The organism is Streptomyces canus, from assembly GCF_001514145.1.
GTDB classification, from domain to species: Bacteria; Actinomycetota; Actinomycetes; order Streptomycetales; family Streptomycetaceae; genus Streptomyces; species Streptomyces canus.
This window is the reverse complement of sequence record NZ_KQ948661.1, coordinates 457107-472325: the sequence shown is the minus strand read 5'-3', so window position 1 is coordinate 472325 and position 15219 is coordinate 457107. Positions and strand designations below refer to the sequence as shown.

10 protein-coding genes and 2 pseudogenes are annotated in these 15219 nt (G+C 71.4%); 6 read left to right on the top strand and 6 right to left on the bottom strand.

Annotated features, from left to right (window positions below):
• Window positions 1–48 precede the first annotated feature (48 nt).
• Both katG and AQJ46_RS21790 read right to left on the bottom strand, forming a co-directional pair.
• Window positions 49–2265, bottom strand: coding sequence for a catalase/peroxidase HPI (katG, locus tag AQJ46_RS21795; protein ID WP_059207182.1), 2217 nt, complete (start codon window positions 2263–2265; stop codon window positions 49–51).
• A gap of 24 nt (window positions 2266–2289) precedes the next feature.
• The gene (locus AQJ46_RS21790) at window positions 2290–2736 is read right to left on the bottom strand and encodes a Fur family transcriptional regulator (protein WP_059207181.1); all 447 of its coding nucleotides are present in this window, start codon (window positions 2734–2736) and stop codon (window positions 2290–2292) included.
• 226 nt (window positions 2737–2962) lie between these two features.
• Here AQJ46_RS21790 and AQJ46_RS21785 point away from each other — a divergent pair, with 226 nt between their 5' ends.
• The 5 genes from AQJ46_RS21785 to AQJ46_RS21765 all read left to right on the top strand — a co-directional run bounded on the left by AQJ46_RS21785 (window position 2963) and on the right by AQJ46_RS21765 (window position 10018).
• Window positions 2963–7090 (top strand): molybdopterin-dependent oxidoreductase, encoded by a 4128-nt coding sequence (locus tag AQJ46_RS21785; RefSeq protein WP_059207326.1) that lies wholly within the window; start codon window positions 2963–2965, stop codon window positions 7088–7090.
• Between the two features lie 48 nt (window positions 7091–7138).
• Window positions 7139–7771: a hypothetical protein gene (locus AQJ46_RS21780; protein WP_059207180.1), complete on the top strand. Its 633-nt coding sequence runs from the start codon at window positions 7139–7141 to the stop codon at window positions 7769–7771.
• Between the two features lie 40 nt (window positions 7772–7811).
• Window positions 7812–8525, top strand: coding sequence for a YcnI family protein (locus tag AQJ46_RS21775; RefSeq protein WP_059207179.1), 714 nt, complete (start codon window positions 7812–7814; stop codon window positions 8523–8525).
• A gap of 66 nt (window positions 8526–8591) precedes the next feature.
• Window positions 8592–9233, top strand: coding sequence for a hypothetical protein (locus AQJ46_RS21770; protein ID WP_059207178.1), 642 nt, complete (start codon window positions 8592–8594; stop codon window positions 9231–9233).
• A gap of 200 nt (window positions 9234–9433) precedes the next feature.
• Window positions 9434–10018, top strand: coding sequence for a sigma-70 family RNA polymerase sigma factor (locus AQJ46_RS21765; RefSeq protein ID WP_059207177.1), 585 nt, complete (start codon window positions 9434–9436; stop codon window positions 10016–10018).
• A 56-nt stretch (window positions 10019–10074) separates the two neighbouring features.
• Here AQJ46_RS21765 and AQJ46_RS51310 read toward each other — a convergent pair.
• Together AQJ46_RS51310 and AQJ46_RS21745 are read right to left on the bottom strand one after the other, a co-directional pair.
• Window positions 10075–11773 (bottom strand): annotated as a pseudogene (locus tag AQJ46_RS51310) (FAD-binding and (Fe-S)-binding domain-containing protein).
• A gap of 60 nt (window positions 11774–11833) precedes the next feature.
• Complete coding sequence (locus tag AQJ46_RS21745; protein WP_057611241.1) at window positions 11834–12313, bottom strand: MarR family winged helix-turn-helix transcriptional regulator; 480 nt, start codon at window positions 12311–12313, stop codon at window positions 11834–11836.
• 83 nt (window positions 12314–12396) lie between these two features.
• Here AQJ46_RS21745 and AQJ46_RS21740 point away from each other — a divergent pair, with 83 nt between their 5' ends.
• Window positions 12397–12912: a YceI family protein gene (locus AQJ46_RS21740; protein WP_059207173.1), complete on the top strand. Its 516-nt coding sequence runs from the start codon at window positions 12397–12399 to the stop codon at window positions 12910–12912.
• Here AQJ46_RS21740 and AQJ46_RS21735 read toward each other — a convergent pair.
• Both AQJ46_RS21735 and AQJ46_RS52335 read right to left on the bottom strand, forming a co-directional pair.
• A complete protein-coding gene (locus AQJ46_RS21735) occupies window positions 12893–14563 on the bottom strand; it encodes a hypothetical protein (RefSeq protein WP_107117308.1) in 1671 nt (556 codons plus the stop codon). The two genes, AQJ46_RS21740 and AQJ46_RS21735, sit on opposite strands and share 20 nt — an antisense overlap.
• Window positions 14478–15176: pseudogene (locus AQJ46_RS52335) on the bottom strand (IS200/IS605 family accessory protein TnpB-related protein); the annotation flags it as partial. The gene AQJ46_RS21735 and the pseudogene AQJ46_RS52335, both read right to left, overlap by 86 nt.
• Window positions 15177–15219: the final 43 nt, after the last annotated feature.

The following is a 15219-nucleotide window of genomic DNA, read 5'->3' as shown; positions in this document are numbered from 1 at the left end:
GGCACAGGGGCCGGTCCACATGGACCGGCCCCTGTGTCGTTCAGTCGATCAGACCAGGTCGAAGCGGTCCAGGTTCGAGACCTTGACCCACGCGTCGACGAAGTCCCTCACGAACTTCTCCTTCGCGTCGTCGCTCGCGTAGACCTCCGCGAGGGCGCGCAGCTCGGAGTTGGAGCCGAAGACCAGGTCGGCACGGGTGCCGGTCCACTTCAGCTTGCCCGTCTCCGCGTCGCGGCCCTCGAAGGCGGTCTGGTCCTCGGAGGTGGACTTCCACGTCGTGCCAAGGTCGAGCAGGTTGACGAAGAAGTCGTTGGTCAGGACGCCCGGCCGGTCGGTGAAGACGCCGTGCGCCGTGCCGCCCTGGTTGGCGCCGAGAACACGCAGACCACCGACGAGGGCGGTCATCTCGGGGGCGCTCAGGGTGAGCAGGTTCGCCCTGTCGAGCAGCAGGTACTCGGCCGGCAGGCGGTTGCCCTTGCCGAGGTAGTTGCGGAAGCCGTCCGCGACCGGCTCCAGCGCCGCGAAGGACTCCACGTCGGTGTGCTCCTCGGTGGCGTCCACGCGACCCGGCGTGAAGGGGACCTCCACGTAGTAGCCCGCGTCCTTGGCGGCCTGCTCGACCGCCGCGGCACCCGCGAGGACGATCAGGTCGGCCAGCGAGACCTTCTTGGCACCGGTGTTGAACTCGGCCTGGACGCCCTCCAGGACACGCAGGACCTGGCCGAGCTGCTCGGGGTCGTTGACCTCCCAGCCGCGCTGCGGCTCCAGGCGGATGCGGGCACCGTTGGCGCCGCCGCGCTTGTCGCTGCCGCGGAAGGTGGACGCCGAGGCCCACGCCGTCGACACCAGCTGCGAGACGGTCAGGCCCGTCTCCAGGACCTTGGCCTTCAGGGACGCCACGTCACCGGCGTCGATGGTCTCGCCCTCGGCCTGCGGCAGCGGGTCCTGCCACAGCAGCGTCTCCTCGGGGACCTCCGGGCCGAGGTACAGGGACTTCGGGCCCAGGTCACGGTGGGTCAGCTTGTACCAGGCGCGGGCGAAGGCGTCCGCGAACTGGTCCGGGTTCTCGTGGAAGCGCTTCGAGATCTCGCCGTAGATCGGGTCGAAGCGCAGCGAGAGGTCGGTGGTGAGCATCGTGGGCCGACGCTTCTTCGACGTGTCGTGGGCGTCCGGGATGATCTCCTGCGAGTCCTTGGCCACCCACTGGTTGGCACCGGCGGGGGACTGGGTGAGCTCCCACTCGTAGCCGAAGAGGATGTCGAAGAAGTCGTTGCTCCACTGGGTGGGCTTGGTGGTCCAGGTGACCTCGAGACCGGAGGTGATGGCGTCGCCGCCCTTGCCGGTGCCGTAGGTGGACTTCCAGCCCAGGCCCTGCTCCTCCATGGAGGCGGCCTCGGGGTCGTTGCCGACGCTCTCCGCCGGGCCCGCGCCGTGGGTCTTGCCGAAGGTGTGACCACCGGCGATGAGGGCGACGGTCTCCTCGTCGTTCATCGCCATGCGGCGGAAGGTCTCGCGGATGTCGCGGGCCGCGGCCAGCGGGTCCGGGTTGCCGTTGGGGCCCTCGGGGTTGACGTAGATGAGGCCCATCTGGACGGCGCCGAGCGGGTTCTCCAGCTCACGGTCGCCGGTGTAGCGCTGGTCGTCGAGCCAGGTGGTCTCGGGACCCCAGTAGACGTCCTCGTCGGCCTCCCAGACGTCGGCGCGGCCGCCGGCGAAGCCGAAGGTCTCGAAGCCCATCGTCTCCAGGGCGACGTTGCCGGTGAGGATCATGAGGTCGGCCCAGGAGATGGACTGGCCGTACTTCTTCTTCACCGGCCACAGCAGACGGCGGGCCTTGTCCAGGTTGCCGTTGTCCGGCCAGCTGTTCAGCGGAGCGAAGCGCTGCTGGCCACGGCCGCCACCGCCGCGGCCGTCGCTGATGCGGTAGGTGCCGGCGCTGTGCCAGGCCATGCGGATCATCAGCGGGCCGTAGTTGCCGAAGTCGGCGGGCCACCAGTCCTGCGAGGTGGTGAGCACGTCGGCGATGTCCCGCTTCACGGCGTCCAGGTCGAGGGCCTGGAACGCCTCGGCGTAGTCGAAGTCCGCGCCGAGCGGGTTCGCCACGACCGGGTCCTTGGCGAGGATCTTCAGGTTCAGCCGCTCCGGCCACCACTGGCGGTTGCCGCCGCCCTGGGTGGGGTGCGGGGCGCGCCCGTGCGCGACCGGGCAGCCACCTGTGCCCTCAGCCTTGGGGTCGGTGACGATTGCATCGGGGTTCTCAGACATTTCAGTCCTTCCGAACTGGGTGGATCACGGTGCTGAAGTAAGCCTTTGGGGGGAACAGTCGGGGCACAGGCCCCAGTAGATGACCTCGGCCTCGTCGATCGAGAAGCCGCGGTCGTCGGAAGCTGTCAGGCAGGGCGCGTGACCGACGGCGCAGTCGACATCGACGACGGCCCCGCACGACCGGCAGACCAGGTGGTGGTGGTTGTCCCCGACCCGTCCCTCGAACCGCGCCGGGCTGCCGGGCGGCTCGAGGCGGCGCACGAGACCCGCCGCGGTGAGCGAGTGCAGGGCCTCGTACACGGCCTGGAGGGATATGTGGCCGAGACGGTCGCGCACTCCCGTGGCGATCGCGTCGGCCGCGAGGTGGTCACCGGCCCGGACGGTCTCGAGCAGGGCGACGCGCGCGGCCGTCACCCGCAGGCCGGCACCGCGCAGCTCGTCGGCGGTGTTCGGAATCCGGGGGGCGGTCATGCGACCAACCTACCCCCACAAACACGAATGGTTCAAGAAATGGAACCGTTCCAAATCTGTGGCGCCTCGGTTCGGGGCTCCTCCGGCACACGAAGGCGCTCACAACACTGGCCGGTGAGGTGTGCGGGCGGTGTAACCCCTGATGAACGGCACGGGAGACATCTGTGTAATGGGCATTTCGTACGGTCGGAGGAGTCGAATCGATTGAGCTCAGGGAGGCGTGCCCGTGGTGCGGACGGTCTGCTCGTACTGCGGTGTGGGCTGCGGCCTGGTCCTCGACATCGGCACCGGCCCCGACGGGCGGCGTACGGTCCTGAAGGCGTCCGGGGACAAGGAGCACCCTGCCAACTTCGGCAAGCTCTGCACCAAGGGCGCCACCACCGCCGACCTGCTCGCCGCGCCCGGGCGGCTGACCACGGCCCTGGTACGGCCCGAGCGGGGTGAGGAGCCGGTGCCACAAGCCGTCGGCGCGGCGATCACCGAGACGGCCCGGCGGCTGCGCGAGATCATCGACGAGCACGGCCCCGACGCGGTCTCGCTGTACGTCTCCGGTCAGATGAGCCTGGAGGCGCAGTACCTGGCGAACAAGCTGGCCAAGGGGTTCGTGCGGACCAACCAGATCGAGTCGAACTCCCGGCTCTGCATGGCCAGCGCCGGTACCGGCTACAAGCTGTCGCTCGGGGCGGACGGCCCGCCCGGCTCGTACCAGGACTTCGAGAAGGCCGACCTGTTCTTCGTCATCGGCTCCAACATGGCCGACTGCCATCCCATCCTGTTCCTCAGGATGATGGAGCGGGTGAAGTCGGCGGGCGCCAAGGTGATCGTCGTCGATCCGCGGCGCACCGCCACGGCCGCGAAGGCGGACCTGTTCCTGCAGATCAAGCCGGGTGCCGACCTCGCGCTGCTGAACGGCCTGCTGCACCTGCTGCACGCCGAGGGCCACGTCGACCCCGAGTTCGTCGCCGCCCACACCGAGGGCTGGGAGGCGATGCCGGAGTTCCTCGCGGACTACTCGCCCGCCGCGGTGGCCGAGATGACGGGCCTCGCCGAGGAGGACATCCGGGAGGCGGCACGGCTCATCGGATCGGCCGGTGAGTGGATGAGCCTGTGGACCATGGGGCTCAACCAGTCCACCCACGGCACCTGGAACACCAACGCCCTGGTCAACCTCCATCTCGCCACGGGTGCCATCTGCCGGCCAGGCAGCGGCCCCTTCTCCCTCACCGGCCAGCCCAACGCCATGGGCGGCCGCGAGATGGGCTACATGGGCCCGGGCCTGCCCGGCCAGCGGTCCGTCCTCGTCGACGAGGAGCGGGCCTTCATGGAGGACCTCTGGGAGCTGCCCCCGGACACCCTGCGCGCCGACGGTGTCGGCAAGGGCACGGTCGAGATGTTCCAGAAGATGGCCGACGGCGAGATCAAGGCCTGCTGGATCATCTGCACCAACCCGGTCGCCTCGGTCGCCAACCGCCGCACGGTCATCGAGGGACTGGAGGCCGCCGAGTTCGTCGTCACGCAGGACGTCTTCGCCGACACCGAGACCAACGCCTACGCCGACGTCGTGCTGCCCGGCGCGCTGTGGACGGAGGGCGAGGGCGTCTTCGTCAACAGCGAGCGCAACCTCACGCTGACCCCGGCGGTGGCCGACCCGCCCGGCGAGGCGATGGCGGACTGGCGGATCATCGCGGCCGTCGCGTGCGAGATGGGGTACGAGAAGGGGTTCTCCTACGACAGCGCGGAGGACGTCTTCGAGGAGATCAAGCAGGCCTGGAACCCGAAGACGGGCTGGGATCTGCGCGGGGTCTCGTACGCGCGGCTGCGGGAGACACCGGTGCAGTGGCCCGCGGCGAGTCCGGACGGCCCGGACCGGAACCCGATCCGGTACGTGGGGGAGGACGGTGCGCTGAGGTTCCCCACCGCGAGCGGGCGGGGCGTCTTCTACGCCCGGCCGCACATCCCGCCGGCCGAGATGCCGGACGACGACTACCCGTTCGTCCTCAACACGGGCCGGCTCCAGCACCAGTGGCACACGCTGACCAAGACGGCGAAGGTGGCGAAGCTGAACAAGCTGAACCCCGGGCCCTTCGTGGAAGTGCATCCTCAGGACGCGTCGGCCCTGGGTGTGGCCGACGGTGACTCCGTCGAGGTGGCCTCCCGGCGCGGCCGGGCCGTGCTGCCGGCCGTCGTGACGGACCGGGTGCGGCCGGGGTGCTGCTTCGCGCCCTTCCACTGGAACGACCTGTTCGGGGAGTACCTGAGCGTCAACGCGGTGACGAGCGACGCGGTGGACCCGCTGTCGTTCCAGCCGGAGTTCAAGGTGTGCGCGGTGTCGCTGACGAAGGTGGCCGTGCCGGTGACCTTGCGGGCTCCGGCGGCCGCGGTGGCTCCGGTTCCGGAAGCTGCGCTGGAGGTCGCCGAGGCTGTTGCCCCCGCGTCCATGGCCGCGTCCGTCTTCGGCCTCGACCCCGCACCGCCACCCGTCCTCACCGCGCAGGAACGTCAGTACCTGGTCGGCTTCCTTGCCGGGGTCCCCGCCGGGGTGCCCGGCGTGCCGGTCCTGCCGCCCGACGCGCCCTTCAGCCCCGAGCACGCCCTGTGGGTGAACGGCACACTCGCCGGAATGTACTCACGGGCGGCGGCCACACAGCCCTCGGCCACACTGCTGCGCCGTGAGGTCGTCATCCTCTGGGCCTCGCAGACCGGCACCGCCGAGGAGTTCGCGGCCGCCACCGCCGAGCGGCTCACCACCTCCGGCCACAGCACCTCCATGGTCGGCATGGACCAGGCGGACCTCGGCGAACTGCCGCCCGGCGCCGACCTGTTGCTCATCACCAGCACCTTCGGCGACGGCGACGCCCCCGACAACGGCAGCGGCTTCTGGGAGACCCTCGCCGACCCCGGCACCCCTCGCCTGGAGGGCCGCCGGTACGCGGTGCTGGCCTTCGGCGACTCGTCGTACGACGACTTCTGCGGGCACGGCCGCCGTCTCGACCAGCGCCTCGACGAACTGGGCGCGCTACGGCTGGCCCCCCGCACGGACTGCGAACCGGACTTCGAGGACGCGGCGCACGGCTGGCTGGACCAGGTTCTGACGGCTCTGTCCGACACCCCGCCGGCCGACACCGCCGTCTCCGGCACTCCGCCGGCCGACACCGGGCCCATCGCCCCGACGGTGATCCAGGCAGCCCCGGCCGCGCCCCGGACGGCCCCCGCCGCCCCGCCCCGCGCGAGGAAGCCCGTCCCCGTCCTCGCCCGCCTCACCGGCAACCGCCTCCTGAGCCTGCCCGGCGCCGGCAAGGAGGTCCGCAGGTTCACCTTCGACACCCGGGACAGCGAGAGCCCGCTCCTCTACGACGCCGGGGACGCCCTCGGCATCCGGCCGCTCAACTCGGCGGACCTGGTCGAGGAGTGGCTGGCGGTGACCGGCCTGGACGCCGGGGCCGCGGTGGACCTGAACGGCGTGGGAGAGGTCCCGCTCGGCGAGGCGTTCCTGCGGCACCTCGACATCACCAGGATCACCCCCGGCCTGCTGCGGTTCGTCGCCGAACGCACCCGGGACCCACGGGAGTTGAAGAAGCTCCTGCGTCCGGACAACAAGGACGAGCTCGCCAAGTGGGGCTGGGGCCGCCAGGCCGTGGACGTGATCACGGAGTACGGCGTGACGGCCGGCCCGCAGGAGTGGACGCAGATCCTCGGACGCCTCCAGCCGCGTCTGTACTCCATATCGTCCAGCCCGCTGACCGACCCGCACCTCGTCTCGCTGACCGTCTCCGTCGTGCGCTACGAGAACCTGCACGGCAGGGCCCGCCAGGGAGTCTGCTCGCCCTTCCTCGCCGACGCCGCCGCGGACACCCCGGTGCCCGTGCACGTCCAGCGCTCCCCGCACTTCCGCCCGCCGGCCGACTCCGGCACCCCCATGGTCATGGTCGGCCCCGGCACCGGCGTCGCCCCCTTCGTCGGCTTCCTGGAGCAGCGCCGCGCTCTCGGCCACCGGGGCTCGAACTGGCTGTTCTTCGGCGAACAGCACAAGGCGACCGACTTCTACTACGAGGACGAGCTGACCGGTTTCCTCGCGGACGGCACCCTCTCCCGCCTGGACACCGCCTTCTCCCGCGACCAGCGCGCGAAGGTCTACGTCCAGGACCGGATGCGCGAACACGGCCCGCTGCTGTGGTCCTGGCTCCAGGACGGCGCCCACTTCTACGTGTGCGGCGACGCCTCCCGCATGGCGAAGGACGTCGACCGGGCGCTCAGGGACATCGCGGTCCTCCACGGCGGCTTGGACCAGGCGGGCGCGGCGGCCTACGTGAAGCAACTCGCCACGGACAAGCGCTATGTGCGTGACATCTACTGACCGGGCCCGTGAGCGAGCCCCGGGCCACGGGTGGGAGTATCGGTCGCCATGAGAGCGTCCCCAGCGGTCCGGAGCTTGCGCGCGGTGGTGTTCGCCGCGCTGTGCGTGCTGCTGGCCACCGGGGGTCACTCACTGGCGACCGGGATGGCGCCGCCGGTGTGGGCGCAGGCGGCCGGGTTCGTGCCGATGTTCGTGACCGGCTGGCTGCTCGGCGGCCGGGAGCGGTCGCTCGGGGCCATCGGCGGGGCGACACTCACGTCCCAGGCCGGGCTGCATCTGGCCTTCGGCGCGGTACGCCCGCGCTCCATGGGAACGCCGTACGGCATGGCGATGCACCACATGTCGGCGACGCACACGATGACCATGCACGGCGTGCGCATGGCGCATATGGCGGCACCGCACTCTCACGCCCTGACCCCGCATGCCACCGCCGCCCATGTCTCGGCCGTTCTCCTGCTGACCTGGTGGCTCCGCCGCGGCGAGGCGGCCCTGTGGTCCCTGTTGCGCCGGGCGGTCACGCTCGTACCGGGCCTCGCGGCCTGGTGGCGGGGGTACGGCGAACCGGTCGCCCCGGACCCCGTACGCCAGCCCGCCGACGGCCCGTGCGCACCTCGTCCCCTCCTCCTCCGCCACACCGTCCACCGGCGTGGACCGCCCACCACGATCCCGTACGCGATCTGACCCTTTCACCCCTTTCTGTCAGTACGGAGATCCCTCACCCATGTCCTCAGCACGCACCTCCCTGCGCCGCCTCGGCCTCGGCGGCGCCCTCGCCGCCGCCGCGGTACTGGCCGCCGCGGGCGCCGCCTTCGCGCACGTCACCGTCCACCCCGACAGCTACGCCAAGGGCGCCACCGACGGAGCCCTGACCTTCCGGGTCCCCGACGAGAGCGACACCGCGAGCACCACCAAGGTCCAGCTGTTCCTGCCTACCGACCACCCGTTGCTCGGCGTGCTCGTCTCCCCGCACGACGGGTGGACCGCGAAGGTCACCGACACCAAGCTCAGGACACCGGTCAAGACGGACGACGGCACGATCACCGACGCGGTCTCCGAGATCACCTGGACCGGCGGGAAGATCGGCCCCGGCCAGTACGAGGACTTCGACGTCGCCTTCGGTCAACTCCCCGACGACACCGCGCAGCTGACCTTCAAGACCCTCCAGACCTACTCCGACGGAAAGGTCGTCCGCTGGATCGAGGAGGCCGCCCAGGGCGACGAGGAGCCGGAGAACCCGGCGCCGGTCCTCAAGCTGACGGCGGCCGGGACCACGTCGGCCACCGCGTCCCAGACCTCCGCGGTCGCGTCCAAGGCGCCGAAGGCCTCCGCGAGCGACTCCACCGCCCGCGGTCTCGGCGTCGCCGGGCTGATCGTGGGCGTGCTCGGCCTGGCGGCCGGGGCCTTCGCCGTCGTACGGAGCCGCCGTACGCAGTGAGCGGGAACCTGTGGATTGCCGTACCCACAGGTGGTGATCGGTGCCCGGATGGAAGGATGAGGCGCGATGACAGCAGGGTGGTGTTCTCGCACGGTACGGGCCGCGGTGTTCGCGGCCGTCTGTGTGCTGCTCGCCGCCCTGGGCCATGTCCTCATGTCCGGCACCCACATGCCCGGGTGGACACTGGCCGCGGGCCTGGCGGTGACCGGGTGCGCGGGCTGGTGTCTGACCGGCCGTGAACGCGGGCTGCCGCTGATCGTGGCCGTCGTGGTCGGTGCCCAGACGGCCCTGCACGCGGCGTTCTCCCTCGCGCAGCCCACAGCGGCGCCACAGGACGTCGGCGCCATGCACATGGAGTCCATGCACACGGGCGGCATGGACTCCATTGATGTGTCCCCCATGGGGACGTCGGCGGGCGTCGGTGCTCTCTCGTTCTGGATGCCGTTCGGGATGTACGCCGCCCACCTGATCGCCGCGCTCCTGACCGGCCTCTGGCTGGCGTACGGCGAGAGGGCCGCGTTCCGTATCCTGCGGGCCGTCGCGGGACGGCTCGCGGCCCCGCTGCGGCTGTTGCTCGCCCTGCCCGCCACTCCGCACCGCCCGCGTCTGCGGGTGCGCCGGCCCCGCTCGGAGCGGGAGCCCCGGCTTCTCCTTCTCGTGCACGCGATCACCCACCGGGGACCGCCCCTGGGGACCGCTGTCGCCTGACGACAGACGGCACCCCGAGGCAGCCCCTGTGCGCCTCGGGCCCGGTCGTGCACCCACGTATGTGCTCTCCGCACACGTGGTCGCCGCACGGCCGCATCCCCTCACCGGACCGCTGCGCACACCTGTGCACCGCCATCACATCGGTGGCACCGCCATGACAGCGGTGGCCCGGATCCCGGCTGACCCGAGAAGGACACCTGGTGATCACTTCCACCCCGCCCGCCCCGGCCGACCTCCGCACCCAACGGGAGTCCGCCGATGCCTCCGCCACCGCCTGGGCGCTCGCCGCCCGTGCCGGTGACGCCGACGCCGTCGACCACTTCGTCCGCGCGCTGCACCATGACGTGCTGCGCTATGTCTCCTACCTGTGCGCCGACCCCCAGGCCGTGGACGACCTCGCCCAGGACACGTTTCTGCGGGCGCTCGGCAGTCTGCACCGGTTCGAGGGGCGGTCCTCGGCGCGGGCCTGGCTGCTGTCCATCGCCCGCCGTGCGGTGATCGACGGTTTCCGGCATGCCGCGGCGCGGCCCCGCCGCTATGACGGTTCGGACTGGCAGGCGGCCGCCGAGCGCGCTCAGCCGCGGGGCGTGCCCGGCTTCGACGACGGGATAGTGCTGCTGGACCTGTTGGCCACGTTGCCCGACGAGCGGCGTGAGGCGTTCGTTCTCACGCAGATGCTGGGGCTGTCGTACGAGGAGGCGGCTCTGGTGAGCGGGTGTCCGGTGGGGACCGTGCGGTCTCGCGTGGCGCGGGCCAGGGCAGTGCTGGTGGAGCTGGTGGGCTGAGGGCCGGGTCCCTCGTGGCTGGTCGCGCAGTTCCCCGCGCCCCTAACAGATTTCAGTCACCGCTTCTTCCAAACGAACCTGACTGCCGTGGCCGCAGCCGCCAGGCCCGCCAAGCCGGACCCGGCCAAGGCGAGTGCCCTGGCCCTTCGGCTCGGGGCGGTCGGCCTCGCGCCCGGCGCCACGCCGTACGCGCTGCCGGGCGACTCCGGCAGGGCGGACGCCAGCAGTTCCGCCAGGTGCACCGCCTCGTGGCCTCCGCTGTCGAGTTCGTGGATCTGGGTGTGGCAGCTGAAACCGTTGGCCAGGACCACCGTCTCGGGGGGCTCGTCGCGCAGGCGCGGCAGCAGTACGCGTTCCGCGCATGCCTCGCTGACCTCCAAGTGGCCCGGTTCGAAGCCGAAGTTGCCGGAGAGGCCGCAGCAGCCGGAGTCCAGTTGTTCGGCGTCGACGCCGGCGCGGTGCAGGAGTTTGCGGTCGGCCTGCCAGTCCAGGACCGCGTGCTGGGTGGCAGTGCACCTGGGCGAGGGCCTTCGCGGAGCGTTCCGGGACGTGCGGGGGCTCGTAGCCGGGGGAGTGCTCGGTGAGCAGTTCGGCGAGCGTGACCGTCTGGTCGCGCAGCCGCCGTACGTCACGGTCGCCGGGGAACAGCTCGGGCGCGTCCGAGCGGAAGACGGCCGTGCAGCTGGGCTCCAGTCCGACCACCAGGCCGCCGGCCCGGACGTGCTCGGCGAGCCTGCGCACGGTCCGGCCCAAAACCCGCTCGGCGGTGCCGAGTTGCCCCGTCGAGATCCAGGTCAGCCCGCAGCACAGCGGCTCCTCGGGCAGCACGACCCGCCAGCCCGCGTGCTCCATGAGCGTCACGGCCGCCTCGCCGATGTGCGGGTGGAAGTGGTTGGTGAAGGTGTCCGGCCAGAGCAGGACGCTGCCGCGCGCCCCGTCGCCGTACGGCTCGTGCCGGGCGAACCACTGCTGCAGCGTCTCGCCGGCGAACAGCGGGACTTCGCGGTTCTCCACGCCTGCGATCGACACGGCGGCCGTGGACAGGGGCGGGGTGTGGGTCACCGCGTTGACGACGGGCCCGAGTCGGGTGCGTCCGGCCATCTGCGCTGGCTGCCCGCCGTGGCGATCTCCGTGCCGCTCGATCTCGGCGTACTCCTCGTCGCTGGTCTCCCCGCACCAGAACCGGGTGCCGTCGTACAACTGCTCTTCCAGGCGGGCGATGTTGTCGACGACCTTGCCATAGGTCTGTGCGGTGGCCCCGCAGGAGTTGTTGCCGATCATTCCGCCGATCGTGCAGTTGGCGTGGGTGGCCGGCTAGGGGCCGAACCGCAGCCCGGTCGGGGCGAGTCGGCGGTTGAGCTCGTCGAGGACGATGCCGGGCTGAACGACACAGGTGCGGGCGTCCGGGTCCACGGACTCCAGACGGTCGCAGTACTTCGACCAGCCGATCACCACGGCGGTGTTGGTGCACTGCCCGGCGAGGCTGGTCCCGCCGCCCCGCGACAGCACCGGCGCGTCGTGCTCGCGGGCCACGGCCACCGCCTCCGCGGCTGCCTCGGGCGTCCGGGGCACGACCACGCCGATCGGGGTCTGCCGGAAGTTCGAGGCGTCCGTCGAGTAGGCGGCCCGGCTCCCCGCGTCGAAGCGGACCTCGCCGTCGACCCGCTCGCGCAGTGCGCGCTCCAGGGCCGCCGGGTCCGGCGGGGGTGCGTCGGGCCGTCGTACGACAGGAACGGGCAGGTCGGAGGTCGCCATGAACTCCTCCTTCGGTGTCTGCGCGGGCACCGGCCCGGGCACCCGCAACCGCACCGGCGACTACTCCGGCGTCGTCTCCATGGCGAGATCGGGGAGCAGCGCGCGCAGCGCCTCACGCTGGTCGGCGCCCATGAACCGGGTCAGCGCCTCCTTGACCGTCGCGGCGAGGGTGCCGGAGGACTCCGCCAGCAGGCGCCTGCCCTTCTCGGTGAGGGTCACCTCGACGCCCCGCTTGTCGCCGCACACCGACTTGCGGGTGACCAGACCGGCGTGCTGGAGACAGGCGATCTGGTAGGTGAGCCGGGTCTTGGGGCGGCCGAGGAGCTCCGCGATCTTCGTCATCCGCACCCCTTCGGCGGGGCGCGCGCCCAGCAGGCACAGCACCAGGAACTCGTCGTGCGAGACGTCCAGACCGTCCTTGACGGCTGAGCGCAGCTCCTGTTCCACGGCTCCCGTCGCGGCCAGCAGCAGCATCCAGGCATGCAGCTCGGGCGGAAGGAGCCCTTCGGACACGGAGGGACATTCGGACGGGTCGGCCATGGATTCAAGTGTAACTGTTGTCCAAATTTGAAGTATCAGCTAGCGTGAGGTCATCCAAATTTGGACCACCTGAGTGAGGAATCATGACCGTCGCCGTCGAAACCGGAACCTGGCAGCTCGACCGGACCGCCACCACCGTGGCCCTGAAGCACAAGACGATGTGGGGCCTGGTCACCGTGAAGGGCGCCTTCGCCACCGTGGACGGCCAGGGCGAGGTGCGGGCCGACGGGTCCGCCGTCGGCACCGTGACCCTCGACGCCGCCTCCCTCGACACCAAGAACGCCAAGCGCGACGAGCACCTGCGCGGGGCCGACTTCTTCGACGTCGAGAACCACCCCGAGATCACCTTCGCGGTGCGCAGCGCCGAACTGCGCGACGGCGACCAGGTGCATGTGATCGGCCAGCTGACCGCCCGCGGCATCAGCCGCCCCCAGTCCTTCACCGCACACCTCGACGACGCGAGCGCCGACGCGGTCACGCTGACCGCCGAGTTCTCGGTGGACCGCGAACACTTCGGCCTGGGCTGGAATCAGATGGGCATGATCCGCGGTCTGACCACGGTCACCGCCACGCTCCGCTTCACGCGGTCGGCAGCGTGACGTCAGCGCTCGACAGCGTCTGCGGCGAGGACGTGAACACCCGGAGCCGGATCCGCTGACCCGGCTCCGGCAGCGTGTACGCCCCCGCGGGCGGCCGGAGCTCATACGTCGCCGTCGCATGGGCGGGCAGCGTGGCCGGCCCCCGCAGGACCGAGAAATACGGGTACATGCCCTGGCCCCGGGTCAGCGTGAAGTGCGGCGTGAGTGCGTCGTCGTCCGTGTTGGTGACCCGCAGGGTCAGCCGGGAGAGCGTGCGGACGCCGTGACGCACGGAGGTGACCTCCATGCGCAGGGGCGGTGAGCCGGTGGCCGCCAGCGCCGCGCTCGCCAGCGCCGGGCTCAGCAGCAGGACGGCCGCAACGATCCGTGCCGGACGCCGGTACGGGCCGACCAGTCGGCGCGTGAAGGGCTGCCAGGCCCCCGCGAACTCCGCCGCGGGCGCGGTGACCGCAGCCGCCAGCCACAGCGGAGTCATCATCAGGTAGTAGCCGTCCTGCGAACGCGTCGCCAGCCAGAAGGCCAGCCACGGCAGCACGGTCGCCGCCGGGCCCAGGCGGCGCACGAACAGCACGAACAACGCCAGCAGACCAGCGAGCAGCAGCAGACTCGCGTACCCGTACCAGTCGAGCCGGTCACTGCCGTTCGTGAGATACAGCGACACATCCACCAGGCCCTGGCCGTGCAGCACCGCGCCCTGGATCAGCGGCAGCGCGATCCCCTTCAGCCAGGCGACCGGCTCGCTCACGATGAAGTACGTGTTGATCAGCAGCCATGTGGTGGCGGCGGCCCCGGCGAACCGCAGCAGCACCAGGCCCGCCGCCCGCGCGCCGAGCTCCCCACGCCGTACGGCGTAGATCCCGGCGAGCAGGAACGGCGTCAGGAACCACGGCAACTGCTGCGCCGCGCACGCCGCGCCCAGACACGCGGCCTGCGCCAGCCCGGCCGGACCCAGCCGCCCGCCCCGCCCGATCCGGGGCCAGCGCACCACCACCGGCATCAGCAGGGCCAGCGCCAGGATCGCCGGGTAGCCGAGACGGCCGTACATGGAAATCATCGAGAACCCCAGGCACGCCATGGTCGCCGCCGACCGCCACGGCGCGGGCAGCAGCCACCACAGCACGACCGTCCCGACGAGCAGCGCGCCCGTGCTCATCGCCATGGCGGGCAGACCGCCGTGGCCGAGCCAGAGCAGGGGGGCGGTCAGCAGCGGGGCGAGCGGGGGATAGCCGTACGTCGTGTCGTAGCCGCCCGTGACGGTCGGGGTGAGCGCGATGCCGTTGCCGCCGAAGAGCCAGGGCCAGGGGTGGCCGTAGACCGCGTGCCCGGCGACCAGTTCGCGTGCCGCCTGGGCGGTGAGGACGGACTCGTCGGTGCCGCGGTGGAGCAGGACGAACGCACACAGGGCGAGCGTCAGCCCGGTCACCAGCACGCACAGGTCCACCCGCGCCAGGGCCCGCCGGCCGCGCACCACCAGCGCGAGAACGCCACAGACGAGGATCGAGGCGTAGCAGACGGAGATGACCGTGGCCACGGCCGGACGGTGGACCGCCGCCTGCGTCCACACGTCACGGGTGCCGATGAAGAGGCTGACGTCCGCGAGCAGCGTCAGGACGCGATGCCACTGCGTGGGGGGTTCCGGGGCCGTGGACACCGCCGGCCCGGTCGGCCGGCCGGGTGTCGTCAGCTGAGTATCTGCCAGGAGCACGACATCGGACGCTAATCGGACCCGGTGAGCGAGGCGTCGCCGAGGGCCAAGAGTCCGGTGTGAGGCGGGTAAGACCGTTCCTGCGGGGGCGGGTTCCCTCACGCCCGGGGACGCCCGGTCGGGCCTGGACGGTCCGATGCCCCTGCTCATCACTCCGGTGAGCAGGGGGCGGTGCCGTCCGTCGCCGGAGCGGGTGTCCCTGGGCGCGCCTGCCGATCGCCACGGCAGCAGCATCGTGGCGAGTGGTCTTGCGGTTCTTGGTGGTGAGGGGCTTCTGCCAGTGCTGGGCGCCCCACTTCGAGGTGTAGGCAGGGTCGACGGCGATGACCGCGATGCCGCTCCGGTGGGCCATCGACGTCAGCCGGGCGTGGAGCCTGCCGGTGGGCGTGCCGGAGATCAGCCCTCGGAAGCGTTTGCGGCGGCCGTGTTTCTCGCGGGTCTTCTCGGCGGTGAAGTTCAGGTCCTCGACCGCGATCGCCTTCACCCCGCAGGTGCGGGCCCAGCGTAGGAGGCGGGTGAGGGCGCGGCGGACCTGGGCGTCCCGATGGGGCGCGGTGCCGGCAGTAACACTCACTCCTGCTCACCAAGACGCCCTTGAACGC